Source organism: Cellulomonas sp. FA1 (genome assembly GCF_000986825.1).
GTDB lineage: Bacteria > Actinomycetota > Actinomycetes > Actinomycetales > Cellulomonadaceae > Cellulomonas > Cellulomonas iranensis.
Genome location: NZ_LBMY01000001.1, coordinates 3,719,242 through 3,741,251, shown reverse-complemented (window position 1 = coordinate 3,741,251; position 22,010 = coordinate 3,719,242). Strand labels below are relative to the sequence as shown.

The following is a 22,010-nucleotide window of genomic DNA, read 5'->3' as shown; positions in this document are numbered from 1 at the left end:
GCGTGAGCGAGACGAACGCCGGACCGCCGGCAGGCATGCGAGGCGTGCTGCCCACGCTGCGGCGTCGCGTCGGCGCGGGAGAGATCAGCCGGGTGGACGCGCTGGTCGCCGGGGGTTCGCTGGTCGTCGTGTGGCTGGTCGTGGGGGTGTCCGGGACGGTGCTGCTGGTCGGCGGCGCCTACACGGTGGCCCTCCTCGCCGTCAGCGGCGCCCGGGGCTCGTTCGGCGAGCTGGACGAGCCGCTCGACCCCGCGGTCCTGGCGGTCACGGTGGCCCTGGTCGTCACGGCCGTCGGCGTCGTCGCGGTGGCGACGACGCTCCACCGGCGGCGCACGGCACGGCACCGGGCGCATGTGCAGGCCTCGGCCGACACCCACGGCTGGCACCACGCACCTCGCTCGACCACGCTGTCGAGCCGCTGGGACGCGCCGGGCCTGCGGGGCGGGGGTCCGGCGTCCGACGTGCTGACCCGGCAGGGCGGGCACGGCGACGTCGTCTCCGTCACCGTCCGCACCGGGGTCGCGGGTCCGTCCCGGCACGCGGTCTTCACGACGGGTCCGCGGCTGCTGCCGACCGTGAGCCTGACGCCCCTGACCCGGTGGGACCGCGTCGCCCGTGCCCTCGGCGGTCAGCAGGTGGTCGTGGAGTCGCACGAGCACAACGAGCGGTGGCGCATGCGGGGTGCCGACCCCCGGCTGACGCACGAGGTGCTGCACCCGCGGCTGCTCGAGCGTCTGGCCCGTGAGCACGCGCCGGGTCTCAGCCTGCTGGTGCAGGAGGGGGACGTCGTGGTGCACGTCCCGGGGCCGACGCGGCTGCCGGCCGTCGAGCACCTGGCGGACCTCGCGCTCGACGTCGCGGACCTGCTCCCCCGGTACCTTCCCGACGACTTCCCGCCGTTCGCGCCGGACGTGCCGCGCCGAGACCGGCGACGGCTGCCGGGCCGCCGTCGCCGCTGACCGGCACGCGCGCGGGGCGACCGACGACCCGGCCGCCCCGCGCGCGTCGCGCTACCGCCGCTCGAGCGCGGCGACCGCCTCGTGCAGCGCGGCCGTGGCCGCGTTGACCTTGCCCTGCGCGCCCGGCGTCACGAGCACGGCGATCACGCGGCCCAGCACGGCCTTGACGCGCGCGATGCTCAGGCCCGTGAAGTCCTTCGCGCTGAGCTTGAGCGCCTTGACCTCCGCGATCGCGGCCTCGAGCTTCGAGGTGTCGACGACCGGGTGCCGCTGCCCGAGCCAGCGCTCGGGGTTCGCGGACGCGGCGGCGCCGAGCTTCTCGGAGAAGTCGCTGTTGAAGATCAGCGGGTTGTGCGTGGACCGCCACGACGCCTGGTCGGTCATGCCCCAGAACGTCACGCGGTTGATGTCGGTCGAGTACTTCTTGTAGACCGCGAAGTACTCGGCGAACCGCTGCGCCTGGATCTTCTCGAGCTCGGCGCGGTTGCTGATCTTGCCGACCCAGTAGTCGAACTCGCCGCGCGAGATGCGGTCGGCGACGGTCGGGTCGGTGAGGTCGCGGTACGCGGCGCGGTCCTCGCCCTCGGGCTGGCCGTTCCACGCCTCCCACACCTGCAGGTCGAGCTCGCTGATGCTGGCGGTGAAGCCGGCCTCGGTGATGAGCTGCAGCGACCGCTCGACCGACGCCTCGTTCGAGCAGGCGCCGGGCTGCCACTCGGCCGCCGCGTCCTTGACGAGCGAGCGCAGGCGCGTGCGGTCCGAGCACGCGAACGCCGGGGTCTGGTTGATGTAGTTGTGCGACTGCAGGCCGATCGACTCGACCAGCCGGCGCGGGTCCTCGGGGTGCTCGGCGGCGTACCGGGCGTTGAGGTCGGTGGCCATCGCGAGGATCGCCTGCGCCTTGCCCTCGGACTGGAAGACGTTGAAGTCGTTGTACTCCAGGCGCACCTCGGGCCCGTACTGGCGGGCGTAGATGAACGCGTCGTACAGGAAGTCGGCGGGGTGCTCGCCGGCGGCCGTGTCGGCGCCGTTGGCGTACGCGCTGTACCAGCGGGACTGCCCGCCGTTCGGGCCGCCGCGCAGGTAGTCGCGCCAGTCCTGCGTCGCGGGGTCGAACTCGGCGAGCCCGTCGACGAACGCCTCGTTGACGACGTCCCACGACTCGGCCTTGCCCTGGAAGTGCGTGAGCACCTCGCGGATGTACCGCTCCATGTTGGCCTTGGCCTGCGCGCGGGTGCCGCCCGTGGCGCCGCTGTTGATCCGCGCGGGCGACTGCCCGTGCCACACCAGCACGTGCCCGTGGACCTTCATGCCGCGGGCGAGCGTCTGGTCGACGAACGCGTCGGCGGGGCCGAAGTTGAACGTGAAGTCGCCCGTCACCGGGTCGATGTTGTTGTTGGGCAGCAGCTGGTCGGGCTTCATGTTGTTCTCGGCGGTCATCACCGAGTAGTGCCGCGCGATCGTCGACGACGCCTGCGAGCCGTCCGCGTAGGTGCCGGCGTTGGAGTAGATGTTCCCGACGTCGAAGTAGTCGCGGTACACCTCCTTGAGCGGCGCGATCTGCGGCCGGAACGACGTCTCGAGCGTGACGTCGCCCTCGGGCATCGTGAACGACAGGGCGCGTGCGCCGATCCACGCGAGGTCGGCGGACGTCCAGCCGGCCCACACCTGCCCCGCCCCGGGCGTCGCGGTGAGCTCGACCGTCTCGCCGGGCGCGTACGTGCCACCGCCGGTGACGGTGCCCGCGCCGGTCGCGCGGATCGTGACGTCGTACGTGGCCGCGTCGACCGCGGCGTGCGCGGGCGCCACGAACCCGACGGTCGCGAGCGCGACCGCGAGGCCCGCCCCGGCCCAGCGCACGGGCCGCCTCCCGTCGCGCCGTGCCTCGGTCCGGCCACCTCTGGTCCGTCGGGTCATCGACTGCTCCTCCCCAAGGGTCGACCCGGGCAGGCGCGCGCCGCGGGACCACGCCGTCCCGCACGTCCGCGCTGCTCAGGGGTTCGACGCGCGGGCGACGACCGCCCGCGGCGACGCGGGTGGACCCGGCGTCGGGTCCCGGGCGGCGCCACCGTCGTCGTCGACGGCAAACGCTCGCCACACCGCGTGGGGTCACCGTAGGCGGCGTCGGAAACGGACGTCAAGACCCGACCAACCGGACGTGGCGGACTCTTGACAACCCCGGAGCGTCGCGGGCTAGGTTCGACGGCATCACGGGTGGAGAACGTTTGCCATCGTCCTCTGCCGTCGCCGAGCCCCGCGCAGCGTCGCGCCGGGGAGCGCCCCTGGAGGCACCCATGCCGGGTCCGGACGTCACCGCACCCCTGCGCACGCTCGTCCCCCGCCGTCGTCGCGCGGGTCGCGCCGCCGCGCGCGTCGGCGCACCGCTGCTGGCCGCGGTGCTCGCGGTCGGTGCGCTCGGGCCCGCCGGCCCCGCGGCGGCCGCGCCCGAGCCGGCCGCGCTGCCGGAGCCCGGGCAGACGTTCGAGCACTACCCGCCCATGAAGGACCAGCACGCCGACCGGTTCTCGATGGGGATCTTCGGTGCGGGCGAGATCGAGGGGCTGCTGTACAACTACGCGTCGTACACGCCGGGCAACGAGATGAAGCCCGAGAGCACGCAGCGCGACAAGGGCGTGTTCACGTACGACGCGGCGGAGGCGGCGTTCGCGCGGTACACGTCCCGGAACCCCGACCTGGCGCTGTACGGGCACACCCTCGCGTGGCACTCGCAGTCGCCGACGTGGATGTGGGACGCGCCGCCCGCGCGCTTCGACCAGCCGGGCACGTTCGACCGTGACACCGCGCTGGCGAACCTGGACGCGCACGTCGAGAACGTGCTGGGGCACTTCGGGGACCGGCTCGTGGCGGTCGACGTGGTCAACGAGGCCGTCGGCACCGCGAACCCCGCGGACTGGCGCGGCTCGCTCGCCAAGGGCGAGGGCTGGTACCAGGCGCTGGGCGCGGACTGGGTCGAGCTCGCGTTCGTCAAGGCCGCCGAGGTGGTCGACGCGCACGGCTGGGACGTCAAGCTCACGTACAACGACTTCGGCCTGGACTCCCCCGCCAAGGCGCGCGTGGTCTACGAGATGGTCAAGGACATCAACGCGCGGCACGCGGGCGAGCGGCCGGGCGGGCGGCCGCTCATCGAGGTCATCGGCATGCAGGGCCACTACAACCTGGCCACCGACGTCGCGGCCGTCGAGCAGAACATCCGGCTGTTCGCGTCCCTGGGAGACGTCGAGGTGCACGTCACCGAGATGGACGTCGCGCTGCCGCCCGGCGAGCTGACGCCCGAGGCGGAGAACAACCAGGGCATGAAGTACGCCGAGCTGTTCAAGATCTACCGCGACTACGGCGCGGGGCCGGGCAACACGACCGGCAACCCGAAGGTCGTGCACGCCGTGAAGCTCGCGGGCGTGCGTGACGTGCGGCAGGGCTGGAAGGGCGGCGAGTTCGCCATGCCGTACGACTACGACGGCAACGCCAAGCTCGCGCTGCTGGGCATCCTGTACCCCGAGGAGTTCCTGGCGACGCACGAGTACGTGGACCTGCCGGGCGGCGGCGACCGCGAGCCCGTGCCGGGCGTGCACGTGTACGACACGTCGCTGGGCGACGCGTGGAGCGGCGCGAACGTCGTGCTGGGCGACGACGCGGCGGTGTGGCCGTGGTCGACGACCGACGACGGCGAGGTCGCGTTCCGCCCCGAGGCGGGCGCGACGTACCGCCTGACGGTCAACTACACCGCGAAGGGCACGACGGCGATCCGCGTGCGCTGGCTCAAGGACAACACCAACGGCGGGTACACCACGGGCGACGGCGCGGTCATCAACGACCACCAGTACGCGGCCGGGCAGGTGGCCACCCACATCCCCGCGTACTTCAACAGCGGCATGGTCAACATGGGCAGCTACGACCTGGTCACCGAGATCACGCTCGACGGCGCCCAGCCCGCCGACGGCCTGATCGGCAACATCGGCATCCGCGGCGGCGGGGGCGGCAACGCGTTCTCGATCAACGCGCTGCGCGTCGAGAAGCTCGGTGCCGGCGGCACCGCGCAGACGGTCGCGCAGTGGCCGGGCGAGGTCGTGCAGCCGCCGGCCACCGCGCCGTCCGCGCCGACGGCCGTGACCGCGACCGCCGGCGACGGCGCCGCGGACGTGTCGTGGACCGCGCCGTCCGACGACGGCGGCAGCGCCGTGACGTCATCGACCGTGACCGCGCAGCCGGGCGGGGCCACGTGCACGACGAACACCACCGCGTGCACCGTCACGGGGCTGTCGAACGGGACGGCGTACACGTTCACGGTGACCGCGACGAACGCTCCCGGGACGTCGGAGGCGTCGACGCCGTCGGCCGCCGTGACGCCGTTCGGCGCACCGGGGACGCGCGGTTCCGTTGCGCTGGCCGTGTCCGCCGAGGCGCTGTGCGTCGACGGCAGGCCGCGCGTCACCGTGCGCGTGCGGAACGCCGAGCGCGTGCCCGTGCTGGTCGCCGCGACGTCGCCCTGGCGCGGCGTCGGCGGGTGGCTGGTGTGGCCGGGGTCGACCGTGCAGAAGACGTGGACCGCGCCGGGGGCGAGCGTCGACGCCGGGGCCGTGCGGGTCACCGGGGCGGGGATCGTCGCGTGGGGGGCCGGGCTCAGCGGGTACGACGCCGGGTACGCGGGGGTGAGCTGCGGGTGAGGCGACGCACCTCGGGCCCGGTGTGTGCGCACCGGGCCCGACGTCGCGCTGGTCACGCGGGTTCCACACCAAGCGGTGACCGGAAGGTTCGCACGACCTCGATGGTGCCGACGATGTGGTCGTTGAGCTCCTCGAGCCGCTCGGCGGGGATCCAGTACTCGAGGATCGCCTCGCCGCCGGCCTGCTGGACGTCGAACTGGTCGAGGAACGCACGCCGCACGCTGGGCAGACTCGAACTGCCGACATCCACTTTAGGGAGTTCGATCTTGATTTGTGGATAACGCGCTGACTTGCGGAACTACATGCGGGTGGTTCGTCGGGCGAGCCCGTTCCAGACGCCCGCTGACCACCCGCTGACCGCGCCCGCACTCGCACAAGCGGCCAAGCGTCGTCCCAAACGCTAGACAAAGCCGTTTTGACACCTCAAGACCACTACGTCACGTGCCGGGACTGGGCCGTTCACAATGCGGCAGGGCGCGCCCTGTCAGTCACGACGGAAGCGCGCGCCGCGCCCGGACCATCCCAAGCAAATCCTCAAGCGCCCCTTGCACCTGGCGGTAGTCCCCAGGATCGAACTTGAGGAAGTTCATGTTGTACGTCTTCGCGAGGACTCGCTCGACGGCCGGGTGCCATAGGTCTTCCACAATCGCATAGTGGGGGTGCTGGGAAGGCGCCGCGATACTGGAGTTCTCCAGGAGCAGTTGTACGTCTGGATCGGAATCCATTGAACACCCGATAAAGAGCAGAGTGTTGGTAAGCATGAGCGCGTCTAGCACGGAATAGAACGAAGGGTGATCACGTCGTGCGGTAAAGTACTGCTCACGCGTCAAGATAATTCGACTGGGATTCGAGATGCAACCGTGAGCCTTCAGAATGAGTCGACGGTCCGACCTCAGGTCGTTGACCGCATGCTCCTCGTAGTACCGGCAGACGTTGTACCCCTCAACTGCGGCCCCTTGGCGACAGAGCGCCTCGTAGAGATCGTCGTAGTTGGTCGTGACAACGATCTTCGGATCAAGCTCAAGCACGAGTTCGTGAATCTTCGAGGCCTCAAACCGCGGTCGTTCGAAGCAATCTCGAACATACTTCGAAAAATCCGCCGGGGGCAGCCCGTCGACGATGATCTGGGCGGCGTCAAGGTAACGGCGGATCGCGATCTGCTCGCGTGCAGCATCGGCGTCTCCCTTCCGAGTAAGAAGCCCGAGAGCGCCATTCAGGAAGGCATCCCATGTGGGCGGATGGGCGCCAAGCGCGTTGCTCGCTGCCGCCGAGGCGCCAGCCCCCAGGACGACGACACACCGGCGTTCCGCCAGCTCCGTGGCAAGCGAGTCCGGTATTACAACAGGACTCATGATCGAACCTGGATGCCGAGGTTCTGAGCAAGGGACCGGGCAACGCTCCCCACAACGGCTGCGTAGTTCTGCTGCTGGCGGTACTGAGCGCCGACCAGCCCGTCTCCCGTCCCCAGTTTCGCAATTGGAGCGTTCGCCGACTGGGCCATCGGAATCAAGCTGTACATGTTCGGCACGTCGCCGAGCTTGGCTGAATCGTCAGTGATGCCTGGCGCATAGAACTCGCCCAAGGAGTCGCGCACTTCGCCGGGGACGCTGTTCAAGATTCGCTCAAATGCGAGCGTGGGCCGTCGCCTGCCTTGCTTTGACTTGGTGATGTACTGCTGGACCGTGTACCCAACGAAGCCTTCGCCGATCGTCGACCGCGCGTCAGCGTAATAGCGCTCGAGGGCGCCGGGGTGGCGCTTCTCACACAACTGCAGTGCAGTTTCGTACGAATCGAGCCACTGCCGGAACCAGTCGCGGATGTTACGGACGCCAACGATACTGAAGATGTCTGCACCCATCGGCGTCACAAAGTAGTCGCAGCCGAGAAGTACCGATCGATTCAATGAGCCCAGACTTGGCCCGAGATCGAAGAAGAGGACGTCGTACTCGTTCGCGTGACGCTCGCGCAGGTCCGTCGTCCAATTCGTCTTTCTTATGCCGCCGAGGTCACCCCCGGACGCTTCTGCCCAAGCTCGACTGAGCAGGTCCTCCACTATCGCCATCCGCGGATGGCCGGGAAGAAGGTCGACGCCGAAGCGGTTGGATGAAGAACGCATGGGAGTCACGGATTCGTCAATCTCAGCCCCGCCCTCCTCAAGGGGGCGCGTAACGTCCACCAGGGTGGGCAACTGTGCCGTGTTCCCAGACCAGTAGAGGTCATCACAGACTTCCTCCGCCAACAGAAGCTGCGTGGTGTTGCACTGGGGGTCGCAGTCCACGAGGAGGACTTTTTGCCCGAGTGAGTGTGCGAAGTGGGCGGCCACGTTGCACGTGAGCGTCGTCTTCCCCACTCCGCCCTTGTTGTTAAAGAAGGCGACTGTCTTCATCAACTCTCCGATCTACGTGTGCCCGCGGCAACCGTACCGCGCGCACTGTCGTCCACCGAGGAGGCGCAGACGCGACGCGGCCCCGCGCTGTACGGCGCTGAGCTCCGCCACGGTCAAGCCCCTGGAAGTGGTGTAGCGCGTCGGCGTGATCTTCGTGCTGGTCAGGCCGTAAGAGCGAGCGGCTGGTCGGTCACCTGCGAGCTGTCGCCGACGAGGGTGAGGCGGGAGCGGGTGAGCACGTCGAGGGCGAAGTAGCGGCGGCCTTCGGCCCATTCGTCGTGCTGCTCGGCCAGGACGGCCCCGACGAGGCGGGTCACAGAGTGGCGGTCGGGAAAGATTCCGACGACGTCGGTGCGGCGGCGGATCTCCTTGTTGAGGCGCTCGTTGGGGTTGTTCGACCAGACCTGACGCCAGATCGCCTTCGGGAACGTGGTGAACGCGAGCAGGTCGGCCCGGGCCGCGTCGAGGTGGGCGTGGACCGCGGGGAGCTTGTCGACGACGAGGTCGAGCAGCTTGTCGAACTGGGCGTGCACCGAGGCGGCGTCGGGTTGGTCGTAGACGCTGTGCAGCGCTGCCTTCACCGCCGGCCACGAGCTCTTCGGCGTCACGGCCATGAGGTTGGCGGCGTAGTGGGTGCGGCACCGCTGCCAGGTCGCCCCGGGCAGGTTCGCCGCGGTCGCCTCGACCAGCCCACGGTGCGCGTCCGAGGTCACCAGCTTGACGTCGGCCAGGCCCCGGGCGGCCAGGTCGGCGAAGAACACGTTCCACGCTTCCTCGGTCTCCGCGGTGGTGACCTTGACCCCCAGGACCTCACGGTGCCCGTCGCTGTTCACGCCGGTGGCGACCAGCACGACCGCGTTGACCACCCGCCCGCCCTCGCGGACCTTCATCGTCAACGCGTCCGCGGCCACGAAGGTGAACGGCCCGGCGTCCGCCAACGACCGGGTGCGGAACGCCGCGACCTGCTCGTCGAGGTCGGCCGCCATCCGCGAGACCTGCGACTTGCTCAGGCTCGCGATGCCCAGCGAGGCCGCGAGCTTGTCCATCCGCCGCGTCGAGACCCCCAGCAGGTAGCACGTCGCCACCACGCTGATCAGGGCGGTCTCGGCACGCTTGCGCCGCTCGAGCAGCCACTCGGGGAAGTAGGTCCCCTGCCGCAGATTGGGGATCGCGACGTCGATCGTGCCGACCCGGGTGTCCAGGTCGCGGTGCCGGTAGCCGTTGCGCTGCGCGACCCGGTCGGGCGACGCCTGGCCCCACTCGGCGCCGCAGACCGCGTCCGCCTCCGCCGAGAGCAACGAGTTGATCACCGTGCCCAGCAGGTGACGCATCAGGTCCGGCGAGGCGTCCGCCAGCACCTGGCCCAGGACGGCCGAAGGGTCGACAATGCGTGGTGCGGTCATCGTGATGCTCCGTTCGAGAGTGCTGTGAGAGGTTCACTCGAAGGATCACGCGGTGACCGCGCCGTCGTCTACGACGACGACCCCGGTCCCGGCGCTACACCACTATCAGGGACTCCACTGCGCAGACGCTCGGTCTAGCGAAATGTGTCCCGCCTCCGCATCGGCATGACCGGTGAAGGACACGAGGTTCTGTAGCGCCGTCAACACTCCACTTCAACCTCGCGGTCGAGGGTGAAGCGCTGCCGCGTCTCGTCAGGGTTCAGATGGTCACCGCGGTCCACCACAGCATCTCGTCGACTATCTGCACCGCGGGCTCGGCGAGGACCCGGCCGAGGTCGGCACGGCTCGGCCAGGGCGCATCGCCCCAGAACGCCTCGCGCGCCGCGAGCATGATCAGCAGCACGTCGTCGGGTAGCCCGGCGGCGCGGGCACAGTCCATCGCGGCGGCAGCGGCGCGGACCTGGTCGGGCGTGCGGTCAGGCGCCATCTCTGGGGGCTCCCTGGGGGCTACGCGTCACTGGACGTGGCTGTAAGCCCTGGTCACGGGCGCGCAGTCGACAGCATCCGACGAGCCCCCAGCGTCGGAGTGCTACACGATCTGCTACAGCAGAAAACGGCGCCTGACCTGCGCTGATACCGGTGTGCGCCTGGGCAGATTCGAACTGCCGACACCCGCTTTAGGAGAGCGGTGCTCTATCCCCTGAGCTACAGGCGCGCGGGGCTTCCCGAGAACAAGGTCGGGGACTCGGTGGCGACACACCACCTGTCCCAGACCGCGTTCATGTCGGCCCCGTGCAACGCCGCCCAGGTCAGTGAGGGCCTGTTCGACGCGGATCTAGCCTACCGGGGCAGGACGCACGCGTGCGCCAGCAACCCCTCCGCGCGGGCTACCCGCGGCGTGCACAGCAGCCCGCTCGTGACGACGCGGACCGACCATCACCCCGCCTCCCGGCGCGTCGTGGGACGCTCGCCCCACCCGGACCGGACCGCGTCCCCCTGCAGCGGTCCGCTCCCGGACGACCACCACCACCGACGTCCCACCAGGACGGAGCCCATGCGCCGCACACGCCGACCCGACCCGGCCCTCGCCGTCGCGGCCACGACGCTCGCCCTCCTCCCGGCCCTCACGGCGTGCGCCTCCGCCACCCCCGGCGGAGTCCTGCGCAGCGTTGACGACACGGGCCTGGCCGACACACCCATCGACGAGGGCTGGGTCCTCGCCCTCCCCGCCGACGACGATGCAAGCTGGACGCTCCTGCACGCCCGCCCGAGCGACGCGCTCGACGACCTTCAAACCCCCGTGGACCCCGACGCCGTCACCGCGCTCGGCGGCACGTGGCAGCCCGTGCGGTCAGGCAGGTTCGATCTGCCCGCCGATCTGACCGGCACGCACCTGCTCTGCTGGGCCGTCCCGTCGGGCAACGGACCGACCACGGCGACGACCCGCGGCTGCGCCGAGGTCGCACTCGACGACGACGCACGCGTCGAGGCGACCTGGGGCGAGGGCGGCTTCGGCGCGCAGCCCGGCTGACGGACGGGCCTCACGCTGATCCCCTCACGGCGCTCGTCGACCCGTCCGACGCCAGCCAGGCCTGGGAGCCCACGCCACAGGGATCCGGCCCGACCCCGGTGCGGCCGCCCGCAGGCTGCGGCAGCCCCGCCGGAGCTGACCGTCGCGACGCGGAGGTACAGTTCAGACGACCGCGGCACGACGATCCCCGATCCGTCTGCCGCGCGCCGGCGCCGCCCCGGGGCCCCGTTCAGACGGGTCGCGGTCCATCCCGACGGACCCGAGAGCGCGACAGCGCCTGGAAGACGATGACGCCCGACACCACCCCGAGGGCGATGCCAGCCGCGGCGCCCAGCGCCACGGTCACCGGCAGAGAGGGGCTGCTCGGGCCGCGGGACACCTGGATGCTCGCCGTCGTCACGTCGTCGTACAGCGCGTCGGTGACGAACACCGTGGCAAACAGACCGTCGCGCTGCACCTTGACCCTGCCCGTCGTCCGGGCCGGGTCGACCTGCTCTCGCAGGGTCCATCCCTGCTCCTGCAGGCCGGTCGACAGAACACCCAGCGTCGTTGCCTGGAGGCTGGTCGCGTCGACGTGGACAGAACCCCTCTCGAGCAGCACGGACATCTGCCCCGTGACGCCTGGCTCACTCACCGGGGTGAAGCCGTCGGGGACCAGCGTCCTTGCCACCGAGATCAGCTCACCGTCGCCTGGCTCGACGACGTACCAGTGCACCCACAAGCCGGCCACGATCCCGACGACCGCACCGAGCACGCCGAGCACCGCGGAGAGCACGGGGAGCACGCCACGTCGCTCGGCTCTCATCTCAGCGGACGTCCCGGATCGTGGTGCGGCCGTCTCCCCCGACGATGCCATCGGACCCGACTCCGCCGTCGATCACGGCAAGCGCTCCGGCCGCGCCTGCGGCCGTCAGGATCCGGGAAGCCGACCTCATCGTTCCCCCTGCTCTGGGCGCGGACCGTCTGCGCCGCATGCGCCCCGAAGTGCCACCTCGGGCGGCAGATCCGGAGCGTAGGCGCGCGCGCACTTGCGGCGGGGGTGAACAGGACCGTTTCACCCGTCTGGCCGCCCGCCAGGCATGCGTACCGGTGCATGACGACAGACACGCCGTGACGACCGAGCTGCCACTACTCTCCGCGATCAGCCTCCGCGTGACGCAGTGAGGAGACGCCCCACCTCACCCCACCGGCGGCTCGACCACCACGGGCACGCCCCAGTCGGTGAACTGCTGCACGGTCGTCGTCTGCACTCCCCCGAACGTGCCGGTCCCCTGCGTCCCGACGACCACGTGCCCGTCGGCGAGCCACACGATGAGCTCCTGCATGTCGACGCCGGCCATGCTGAACGGCGCGTCGGCCTGCAGGCGCCACGCGTGCACCTCGCCGCCGTTGACGAGGTCGATGACGTCCTGGTCGTCCTGCACCGTGTACGTGGGCGACATGGCGATCATGCCGCCGCTGACGGACGGGTCGGCGAGCGTGCGGTACGCGGTGCCGACCGTGCCGGCGAGCACCTTCTCGGAGTCGCTGCTGGTGACGTCGCCCTCGACCCAGCGTCCGTCGATCGTGATCCACGACCGGTCCTGCGTGAGCACGAACGACGTGGTGCCGTCGGCGTCGACCATCGTGCCGGTCATGGCGGGTGCGTCGGAGAACACGAAGTCGACCTCGGCGGTGGAGTCGCCGGACTGCACGTGCTCGTGGCCGCTGCCCGCGGCCAGCGAGAACCCGATGACGCACGCGGACAGGTCCGCACCGGTCACCGTCGCACCCGGCGCGAGCGAGACCGCGTCGCACTCGGCGGGCGCCGCGACCACCGGCACGTCGGGCGTCGCGGACGCGGTGGGCGACGGCGACGCGACGACCGTCGGAGCCGACGTGCTGGGCGAGGCACCCGGCGCGGGCGACGTGCCGGACGAGCACGCGGCGAGGGCCGCAACCGCGGCGACGGCGAGCAGGGCGGGACGGGCCGACGGCCGGTTCAGACGCACGGTCGCGAACGTACCCAGCCGTGAACCCGCAGGCCAGCCCCCGCAGGCGTGACGTCCGACCCACCCCGCACCGCCCGCTGTGACACCCCGCCCCCACGGCATTCACCGTGCCGCCCGCGCACGGCACCTCCTAGGGTGGCGCCGCACCGCGGCCCCGCCGGCGCGCAACCCGCCCGGCACGCACCCAGCCCGGCCCGCACCCCGCCCCACCGACAGGAGACCCACCCGTGCGCGAGCTCGTCGTCCTCGGCACGTCGTCGCACGTGCCCACCCGGACCCGCAACCACAACGGCTACCTGCTGCGCTGGGACGGCGAGGGCCTGCTGTTCGACCCGGGCGAGGGCACGCAGCGTCAGCTCATCCACGCGGGCGTCGCCGCGACGGGCATCACGCGCATCTGCCTCACGCACGTGCACGGCGACCACTCCTACGGCCTGCCGGGCGTGCTGTCCCGCCTGGTGCTCGACGGCGTGCAGCACCCTGTGCACCTGCACTACCCCGCGTCGGGCGAGGCCGTGGTCCGTGCGCTCGTCGGCCTCGCGACCCCGGGGCTCGACCTGCGGCTGCACCCGCACGGCGCGTCCGGCCCGGTCGCGGACGGCCTGGAGGTCGTCGAGCTGCGGCACCGCATCGAGGCGTACGGGTACCGGCTCACCGAGCCCGACGGGCGCACGTTCCAGCCCGAGCGGCTCGCCGCCGCGGGCGTCACCGGCCCCGACGTCGGCCGCCTGACGCGCGACGGCCACGTGGGCGACGTGCGGCTGGAGGACGTGAGCGTGCCGCGCCCCGGGCAGCGCGTCTCCGTCGTCATGGACACCGCGGTGTGCGACGGCGCCGGCGCGCTGGCCGACGGCGCGGACCTGCTGCTCGCGGAGTCCACGTTCACCGACGAGGACGCCGCCCTGGCCGAGCAGTACCTGCACCTCACGGCCGGGCAGGCCGGTGCGCTGGCCGCGGCCGGCGGCGTGCGCACGCTCGTCCTCGCCCACTTCTCCTCGCGCTACCCCGACCTCGAGCCGATGCGCGTCCAGGCCGAGGCGGCGGTCCGGGCGGCGGGCGCGACGACGACCGTGCACGTGGCCCACGACGGCGACCGGTTCGCCGTCCCGCCGCGTCGCACCGCGCCCACGAACGTGTGAAGGGTTGCCGTCGCCTCGCGACGGCAACCCTTCACACCCGGAAGGACGAGCGACGTCAGCTGCTCTGCCCCAGCCCCGCGAACCCCTCGGACGGCTGCACGACCACGAAGCCCGGGCCGTGGAACTTGTACTGGAACGCCTCGCCCGTGCCGCCGCGCAGCAGCGAGCTCATGTTCATGCTCGACACGACCTCGGGCACGAGGTTCGCCGACCAGCACACGGCGGCGTTGGGGTCGACGAACGTGGGCTGCTGCGAGCAGTCGAGGATGACGGGCTGGCCGTCGGACGTCAGCGCGACGGACCCGTGGCCCTGGATGAGGGTGTTGAACAGGCCGCCGGTCATCATGCCGGCGCCGCGCGTGCGGTGCAGGTCCCACTGCAGGGTCGCGTCGAACGCGAGCAGCGACGAGCCGCCGACGCTGATCGCGTCGCCCTCGAGGTGGATGATGAACACCGTCTCGGCGAACCGCGCGAAGAACACGTCGCCCTGCCCGGAGACGGTCATGAGCGCCTGGTCGTCGGAGCTGATCGCGCGCTTGACGAACTTCGCCAGCGTGTCCGAGCCCTTGTGGTGGAACTGCACGGCCCCCTGGTAGGCGACCATCGAGCCCTTCGCGGCGAGCACGGGCTCGCCGAGGGTCACCTTGAGCATCTTGGAGTTCTGCAGGAAGAACCGCTGTCCGTTCTCGACCTCGAGGTTCGCCTGGTCGAAGATGTCGCTACGCATGGGCGTCATCCTGCACCCCCACGGGGTCACGACGACGACGCCGCCCGGGTGAGTTCACCCGGACGGCGTCGTGCAGCGGTGGCGGCCGGCGTCGGGGGGGATGCCGGCCGCCACCGGTCCTCAGGCCCGTCGCCTCCGCAGGGCGACGAGCAGGCCACCGGCCGCCAGCAGCAGCAGGGCCCCCAGGCCGGCGCGCAGCACGTCCGCACCGGTCAGCGCGAGCGGGTCACGGTCCGCGGCGGTCGTGCCGCCGTCGGTCGGCGGCGCGTCGAACGTGTTGACCAGCTCGACCACAGCCTGCCCCGGCTCCGTGGTCCCGGCCAGCCCGACGACGGGCACGCGGGCCCCCGTCGACGTCACGGGCTCGCGCCCCTCGACGCGCACGGTCGCGGCCACCTGCGCGGCCCCGCCCGTCTCCGTCTCGGTGACCGTGCAGTCCACACCGACGGGCAGGCCCGTCCACGACGCGGTCAGCGCGGTCGGCGCCCGCAGCGTCCGCTGCGCACCACCGGGCACGTCGAGCGGCACGTCCTGGCCGTCGACCGGCCACGTGCAGACCAGCTCGACCGTGAACGGCCCGGCCGCGCCCGGCGCCGTCGTGGCGCCCGCGACCTGCTTGACGACCTCGACCGACGTGACGTCGAACGTGTTGGTCGCCGTCACCACGGCCGCCGGGACCTCGCCCTCGTCGGACGCGGGCTCGACCGTCACGACGCCGTCGGCCGGTGCGAGCACCGAGCTCGTGGCGCCGCCCGCGGCCGTCTCCAGCACGCGGCACGACGTGCCCACCGGGAACGGCCCGAACGTCCGCAGCCCGCCCGCGACGAGCTCGAACGACTCGTCGAGCACCGTGCGCGCGTCGTACGTGCAGACCGCGGAGAACCCGAAGGACGCACCCGCGCCCCACGTGGCCGCACCGGCGCCGTCGACGACCTTGCGGACCTCGAGCACGCCCGCGTCGAACCCGTTGACGACCTCGACCTGCGCGCCGTCGGCGCCCACGGTCACGTCAGCCGCACCCGGGCCCGTCGGCACGACGCCGTCCCCGACCAGCAGCACGCGGTCGGCGCCGCGGCTGTCGGTCTCGGTCAGCGCGCACGTCGCACCGGCGGGGATGACCTCGTCCGGGGCCGTGAAGGTCTCGCCGTCGGCGAGCGTGAACGTCAGCGCGTCGACGCCGTCGAACGTCACGGGCGCACCCGTGCCGGCCGCGGTGCAGGTCAGCGCGAACGTGAACGGCCCCTCGAGGCCCGCGGTCGCGGTCGAGTCGACGCGCTTGGTGACGCTCAGGCCGCCGAACGCGTACGTGTTGGTGAGCGTCGCGACCTGCGCGGTCGGCACGGCGCCGTCCGCACCCGCGGGCGCGTCGACCTCGAGCCGGACCGTGCCGGACCGCGTCGTCTCGCCGTGGCTGCCGGGCTCACCGGTCTCGGTGACGTCGCACCGCGCACCCACCGGCACGCCCTCGACGCGGGCCGTCCAGCCGTTGCCCTCGTCGAGCGTGAGCGTCGCGGCGGCCCCCAGGTCGAGGGTGACGCCGTCGAGCGTGCAGACCACGTCGGCGCCGAACGACGCCGGCGCGTAGCCGCCCGCCGGGCCCTCGACGACCTTGCGGACCTCGATCGGGCCGGTCAGCACCTCGACGCCCATCTTGGGCGGCGCGATCTTCGACCACGTCGGCGCACCCACGTCGTGGTACTTCACGCCGAACTGGTTCCACGCGACCACCGCGTCGGCCGCCGAGCCCGCGGGCACGCCGTCCACGGCGTCGTCACCCGCCAGCACGTTGACGGTCGAGAACGTCACGTCGACGAACTGCCCGCTCAGCAGCGCCCCCGCGGCCGACGGCCGCAGGTCCACGTGCACGCGCAGGCCCGTGACGGCCGACCAGTCGGTCGCGTCGTCGGCCACCGACCACGCCTCGCCCGACTGCTCGCAGACGGCCTGGTCCTGCAGGCCCGCCCACGTGCCGGCGCACACGTCCGCCGTCGTCGTCACCTCGGTCACCACCACGGCACCCGCGGGCGCCGTGACCTGCAGCGAACCGGGCACGACCTGCGGGCGGTACACCGAGCCGCGCTCGCCGCCCGTGATGATCATGCGGTCACCGGTCGCCGCGAGCGGGTCGAAGATCGTCAGCTCGTCGACGCTCGTCGTGCCCGCGTTCTGCGCGCGCAGCACCCAGTCGTCCTGCGCACCGGCCAGCGAGCGCGCGATGCACGGCGTGCGGTGGTAGTCGCCGCCGGTCGCGGTCAGGCGCGTCGTGCACTCCTGGCCGTCCGCCGTCGCCGCACCGGGCTGCGAGCCCCGCACGCCCTTGACGGCGAACAGGTTGGAGCCGGCGCGCGGCGACACGTGGTCGGCCGAGCCGCACGTGGTCGCGTCGTCCGCCCACGCACCCGTCACGGCGCGCGAGCCGTCGAGCGGCGTGCACGCCTCGAGCGTCTGCGCGGTCCGCACGGCCATGGTGTTGACCGCGCGCTGCCCCGCCGACAGGCCGGGCTGCAGCTCGAGCACCAGGCGCACGTCCACGCGCTCGCCCGGCGCCAGCCGGCGCGCGTCCTGCGGCCACGCGAGCACCAGGTCGTCGCCGTCGACCGACACGGTCACCTGGTCACCCATGGCGCTGCCCGCGGGCACCGTCACGACCGGGGCGGTCTCACCCGTCCACACGAGGTGCTCGGGCAGCGTGTCGCGCAGCTCGGCGACGTCGAGGTAGCCGCTGCCCGCGTTGCGGAACGACAGGTCCCACGGCACGGCCGTGCCGACCTGCACGGTGCGGTTGCCCTCGTTGGCGAGCTTGTCGACCGCGAGGCGGTGCGTGCCCTCGAAGAGGTCGACCGCGGCGGCGCTCGCGCGCTCCTGCGACGCCTCGCCGTTGAGCCGGTCCGCCTGGCCCACCACGGTGTTGGTCACCTCGTGGTGGTCGGCGTCCAGCACGATCGGGTCGCCGTCCGTGCGCGTGACGTCCCGCAGCCGCACCTGCAGCTGCGCGGTCGTCGACCAGCCCGGTGCGGGCACCGCGTCCGAGAAGAACGCACCGTCGGCGCGCGACAGCACGAACCGGACGCCGTCGACGTCACCGGCGCGCTCCGCCGCGACCGGCAGCGTCGGGGTCGCCCCCGGTGTGCCCGTCACCCACGCGTCCGCGCCGCCCGGCCCGAACGGCCCGTGCACGTCGACCTGCACCTGGTCGGCGCCCACGGGCAGCGTCACCGCACCCAGGCCCACCAGGTCGAACCGGTCCCAGAACTCCGGCGACGTCGTCGCGTCGTCCTGCAGGCGCACCTGCGCCGGCGCGAGCGTGCCCGCCGGGGCCGTGCCGTTCGTCGCCGTCAGGCGCACCGTCAGCGGCTCGTCGCGCGTCGGCTCGGTCACCACCGCGGGCGAGATCGTCTTGGCGACGCCCACGTTGATCTCGCCGCCCGTGAGGCGCACGTCGACGCCGTCGGTGCCGGCGGCGATCGTCGCGCCCGACGGGTCCAGCACCGGGTCGTACGACTGGGCGTACATGTGGTTCTCGACCGTCACGGACTCGCCGGCGCGCAGCGTCTGCGCCTGGCCCGTCGACCGGACCTCGGTGCGCAGGCGCGTGTCGAGGTCGAGCCGCAGGCGGTTGCCCTGCGTGATCGTGCCGCCCGTCAACGCCGGGTCGGTGCCCTGGAACGTCGCGCTCAGCGCCACGACGTCCGCGAGCTGCGCGGGCGTCATGGCGAGCAGCACCGCGACGGTCGTGCGCTCGCTGGTGTAGTCGCCGTCGACGTAGCGCAGCAGCCACGCGGTCGACGCCGCGAGGTCCACCTCCGCCGGGCGCGTCGCGGAGAACCGCACCTTCGTCAGGTCGAACCGGTCGAACGGGCTCTCGCCGCTGCCGGGCGCGAGCCAGTCCACGGACGCCGCGAACGGGTCGGCGGTCGGGTCCGCGAGCGCGCACGCCGTGCCCTGCACGTCGACGTCGGAGCACGCCGGGTCGGTGATGCGCAGGTACGAGGCCCGGGCCACGGCGTCGTTCCACGCCGTGAGGCCGAACGTACGCGTGGGCCACTGGTCCGCCGGGACCACGCCGGGCCGCGGCACGTACGCGACGTCACCCGTCGACACGGTCTTGTCGACGCGCACGAGCGGCGTCGAGCCCGTGATCGTGATGTCCGCGCGCTCCTGCGCGGTCACGACGCCGTCGGTGCGCTGCGCCGCGATGCCCACGGTGTTGCGCACGACGCCCGCGGCGCCCGCGTTGTAGGTCTCCTCGTCGGTGACCCAGCCGCCCGTGCGGCGCACCTCGCGGATCTGCCACTGCAGGTCGAGCGTGCGGTCGATCGACGACGCCGCGACGCCCGTGCCCACGGCGGGCGCGAACGGGTCGAGGGCGGCGCCCGCCTGGCGGGCCGCGGCGCGCGCGGGGCCGTTCTCCTCGAGGACGAGCTGCACGCCCCACGCGTCGGCGCGCTGCTGCGTCGTCAGCGTGTACCCGACGAACCCGCCGCCGTTGGTCCAGCCGCCCGCGGGCGCCGTGACCGACTGCCAGGACCGCCCGCCCGCACCGTCGGGCAGCAGCAGCCGCACGTCGGTGACGCGGTCGTACTTGAGGTACCAGCCGTTCGTGAACGGCGTCGCCGAGTAGGCGATCGGCTGCACGCGCACCAGGTCGAACGCGTCGAGCAGCGTGCCCGCCGGGTCGGCCGCGGCCGGGTCCGTCGCGGCGGCCGGGTCGGTGAGCGTCACCGACGACGCCCCCGCGGCGGTCCGCCACGCGACGCGCGTCGTGCGCTGCTGGCCCGACTGCGCGGCGACCGTCGGCTGCGTCCACGTCTTGCGGACCTCCACCGGGCCCGTGCCGGGCGGCGGCGGGGTGACCGCCGCGTCGTCGTCCGCGTCGTCGCCGTCGGACACCGGGGTGCCGCCGCCGGTCGTGCCGCTGCCGACCACGGTCGCCGCGTTGCGCAGCGTCGTCGTGCCCTCGGGCAGGGTGCCGCCGCTGCGCAGCGTGCCGCGCGCGGTCGTCACGAGGTACGGCGTGACGGTCGTGTTCTCCTCGAACCCGTCGGCGTCGTGCAGGCGCAGCTCGACGCCCGTGACGTCGCTCAGCGCGACCCCGGCCGGCAGCCCGGCCGCGAGCTCCGCGGCGTCGAGCTGCAGCAGCCACGTCTCGGCCCGCGCGGGCTCGGTGCGGACCGTGACCCACGTGCCGACGGCCGTCTGCAGGCGCACCTCGACCGACGTCTCCGACGGCACCTGCGTCGGCGCGATCGCCGTCAGGTCGAAGCCGTCCCAGAAGCCGCGCGCGGCGCCGTCCCACGCGTCGGTGACGACGAGGTCGCGCGCCGTGACGTACGACGAGGACACCGCGAGCGTCGTGCGGAGCTCGGTGACCGCGGTGTCGCCGGGGCGCAGCTGGGCGTTCGGGCGGACCGTCTTGGCCAGGCCGACCTCGATGGACGCGGGCACGACCGTGAGGCGCGCGTCGTCCGTGCCCTGCGCGGTGTTGCCGTTGGGCGCCTCGACGCGCACCGTCGCGGTGTTGTCGAGCTGCCGCACCGGGCCGGTCGCGGTCTCGGCGGTGAGCACCGTGACGCGGGCGCGCGCGGGCTCGGCGGCCGGCGCGATCGAGCCCGTGAACACGAGCTCGAACCCGGTGACGTGCACGCCCGCGCCCAGCGCGGGGGCGGCCGGCACGTCGCCCGCGGCGAACGTGACGGACGGCGTCGAGCCGTCGGACAGGTGGTAGACGACCGACGCGCCCGTCGCGCCGGTCGGCCACGACGGCGCGCCGTCGAACCCGCCGAACGCGGGGTCGGCGCCGAAGAAGTCGAGGTCGCTCACGCGCAGCTCGCGGACCGGCACGTCGGACGTCTGCGACGCCACGAGGCTCAGCACGCTCGGCTCGCCGGCCGAGACGCGCGCCGGCGCGAAGTCCTTGACGACCTCGGTGCCCAGGCGCGCGGGGTCGACGCGGTACGGCGCGGTCGCCGTCGCGGAGACCGGGTCCTGCCCGTCGACCTCGACCGTCGCCGCGACGGTGTTGGTGAGCGTGCTCGTGGTGACCGACAGGTCGGCGTCGGTCGTGCGGTGGGTCGCGCGCTGCGCGACGCCCAGGTCGAGGGACAGCGTGTCGCCGACGGCCACGGGGCCGTCGCACGTCACGCGCAGGCCCCCGACGGCGTCCGCGTCGACGCCGCCGGGGAGCACGAGGCCGCCGTCGCCCGCGACCCACGTCCACGTGCCCGCACGCTGCACGTACGCGTCGACGCGCACCGCGGTGCAGCCGGTCGGCACCTGCACGCCGCTGAGCGACACGAGGTCGACGAGCGTGAACGGGTTCGCGGCGTCGAGGGTCGCGGCACCCTCGGGCGCGACCGCGGGCTCCTGCAGCACGAGCGCGTCGGCCGGGACGTTGGCGGCGTTGGTCGCGCCGATCGTGATGGTCGACGGCGCACCCGCGGCGAAGGCCTGCTGGGCCGGCGTCCACGACTTGGCGGGGGTGACGGCCACGGTCACCGGCACCGTGACCTCGACCTGCGCCGACGCAGTCGCGGGTGCCGAGTTCGTCGCCGTGACCGTCGCGGTGTTGACGTGCGTGGTCGTGGTGCCCGGCGTCAGGTCGGTGGGCACGCGCAGCGTCAGCTGCACCGAGAACGTCTGCCCGGCCTGGATGCCCTCACCCGTCGGGCTGACGGTCGGCTGCGTGAACGCGACGTCGAGCCGCGTGTCGGCCGCGACGACCGCGGGCGCCGTCGCCGACGTCGTGCCGCCCGACGTCCACGTCGGGACGAACGTCAGACCCGGCGTCGACGGCAGCAGCTCGACGTCCAGCAGCTCGTGCCCCGCGTGCTCGCCCAGCGGGTCCGTCAGCACCGCGTCGAGGCACGACGCCTCCGAGCACGCCACCTGCACGCTGTACGTGTACGTGTCGCCCGGCGCGAGCTCGCTGCGGTCCACCGACTTGGTGATGCCGAGGTACTGGGGGTCTGCCGCGGCCGCCGGTGCCGTGAGCACGGGCAGCGCGAGCAGCGCGGCGAGCGCCGCGGCGACGAACGACATGAGGCGGCGCGGGAACGCGCGACCTCGGGACTGCGTGGGCATGCGGGAGCCTCCGGGCGGATCGGGATCGCCCATACCCTGGGGGTCGTTGGTCCCGTGACCCGGGTGAGACTGCGCGGTATGTCACCGGTGCGCGCACGAATCGTCAACGCGG

Annotated in this window: 14 protein-coding genes and 1 tRNA gene; 4 read left to right on the top strand and 11 right to left on the bottom strand. The window is 72.6% G+C overall.

Features of this window, described 5'->3' with window-relative positions:
* Window positions 1-2: 2 nt before the first annotated feature.
* Window positions 3-959 (top strand): hypothetical protein, encoded by a 957-nt coding sequence (locus tag GY42_RS19555; protein ID WP_046530197.1) that lies wholly within the window; start codon window positions 3-5, stop codon window positions 957-959.
* A 51-nt stretch (window positions 960-1,010) separates the two neighbouring features.
* On the opposite strand, the gene GY42_RS16885 is transcribed toward GY42_RS19555, so the two are convergent.
* On the bottom strand, window positions 1,011-2,819 hold the full coding sequence (locus GY42_RS16885; RefSeq protein WP_046530196.1) for an endo-1,4-beta-xylanase: 1,809 nt from the start codon (window positions 2,817-2,819) through the stop codon (window positions 1,011-1,013).
* Window positions 2,820-3,253: 434 nt separating this feature from the next.
* Between GY42_RS16885 and GY42_RS18465 the strand changes: the two genes are divergently transcribed.
* The gene (locus tag GY42_RS18465) at window positions 3,254-5,641 is read left to right on the top strand and encodes an endo-1,4-beta-xylanase (RefSeq protein WP_052748478.1); all 2,388 of its coding nucleotides are present in this window, start codon (window positions 3,254-3,256) and stop codon (window positions 5,639-5,641) included.
* Window positions 5,642-5,693: 52 nt separating this feature from the next.
* Here GY42_RS18465 and GY42_RS19235 read toward each other — a convergent pair whose 3' ends face one another.
* The 6 genes from GY42_RS19235 to GY42_RS16855 form a co-directional block, all read right to left on the bottom strand.
* Window positions 5,694-5,861 carry a hypothetical protein gene (locus tag GY42_RS19235; protein ID WP_236686831.1) on the bottom strand — a complete coding sequence of 56 codons (168 nt, stop codon included), beginning with the start codon at window positions 5,859-5,861 and terminating at the stop codon, window positions 5,694-5,696.
* A gap of 268 nt (window positions 5,862-6,129) precedes the next feature.
* Window positions 6,130-6,993, bottom strand: a complete 864-nt coding sequence (locus tag GY42_RS16875) for an SIR2 family NAD-dependent protein deacylase (RefSeq protein ID WP_052748477.1) — start codon at window positions 6,991-6,993, stop codon at window positions 6,130-6,132.
* Window positions 6,990-8,027, bottom strand: a complete 1,038-nt coding sequence (locus tag GY42_RS16870; protein WP_046530195.1) for a ParA family protein — start codon at window positions 8,025-8,027, stop codon at window positions 6,990-6,992. The genes GY42_RS16875 and GY42_RS16870 overlap by 4 nt, the downstream gene beginning before the upstream one ends.
* 161 nt (window positions 8,028-8,188) lie before the next feature.
* Window positions 8,189-9,430 (bottom strand): IS256 family transposase, encoded by a 1,242-nt coding sequence (locus GY42_RS16865; RefSeq protein WP_046530194.1) that lies wholly within the window; start codon window positions 9,428-9,430, stop codon window positions 8,189-8,191.
* 259 nt (window positions 9,431-9,689) lie between these two features.
* Window positions 9,690-9,917 carry a hypothetical protein gene (locus GY42_RS16860; RefSeq protein ID WP_046530193.1) on the bottom strand — a complete coding sequence of 76 codons (228 nt, stop codon included), beginning with the start codon at window positions 9,915-9,917 and terminating at the stop codon, window positions 9,690-9,692.
* A 155-nt stretch (window positions 9,918-10,072) separates the two neighbouring features.
* A tRNA-Arg gene (locus GY42_RS16855) sits at window positions 10,073-10,145 on the bottom strand.
* 339 nt (window positions 10,146-10,484) lie between these two features.
* Here GY42_RS16855 and GY42_RS19230 point away from each other — a divergent pair.
* Window positions 10,485-10,961: a hypothetical protein gene (locus GY42_RS19230; RefSeq protein WP_152667367.1), complete on the top strand. Its 477-nt coding sequence runs from the start codon at window positions 10,485-10,487 to the stop codon at window positions 10,959-10,961.
* Between the two features lie 229 nt (window positions 10,962-11,190).
* Here GY42_RS19230 and GY42_RS16845 read toward each other — a convergent pair whose 3' ends face one another.
* Window positions 11,191-11,745 carry a hypothetical protein gene (locus GY42_RS16845; RefSeq protein WP_046530191.1) on the bottom strand — a complete coding sequence of 185 codons (555 nt, stop codon included), beginning with the start codon at window positions 11,743-11,745 and terminating at the stop codon, window positions 11,191-11,193.
* A gap of 394 nt (window positions 11,746-12,139) precedes the next feature.
* The gene (locus GY42_RS16840; protein WP_236686830.1) at window positions 12,140-12,952 is read right to left on the bottom strand and encodes a hypothetical protein; all 813 of its coding nucleotides are present in this window, start codon (window positions 12,950-12,952) and stop codon (window positions 12,140-12,142) included.
* A gap of 227 nt (window positions 12,953-13,179) precedes the next feature.
* Between GY42_RS16840 and GY42_RS16835 the strand changes: the two genes are divergently transcribed.
* Window positions 13,180-14,091, top strand: a complete 912-nt coding sequence (locus tag GY42_RS16835) for a ribonuclease Z (protein WP_046530190.1) — start codon at window positions 13,180-13,182, stop codon at window positions 14,089-14,091.
* Between the two features lie 55 nt (window positions 14,092-14,146).
* Here the strand turns inward: GY42_RS16835 and GY42_RS16830 are convergent, their stop codons facing one another.
* Together GY42_RS16830 and GY42_RS16825 are read right to left on the bottom strand one after the other, a co-directional pair.
* Window positions 14,147-14,818, bottom strand: coding sequence for an AIM24 family protein (locus GY42_RS16830; protein WP_046530189.1), 672 nt, complete (start codon window positions 14,816-14,818; stop codon window positions 14,147-14,149).
* A 120-nt stretch (window positions 14,819-14,938) separates the two neighbouring features.
* On the bottom strand, window positions 14,939-21,898 hold the full coding sequence (locus tag GY42_RS16825) for a DUF5979 domain-containing protein (RefSeq protein WP_152667365.1): 6,960 nt from the start codon (window positions 21,896-21,898) through the stop codon (window positions 14,939-14,941).
* Window positions 21,899-22,010 lie beyond the last annotated feature (112 nt).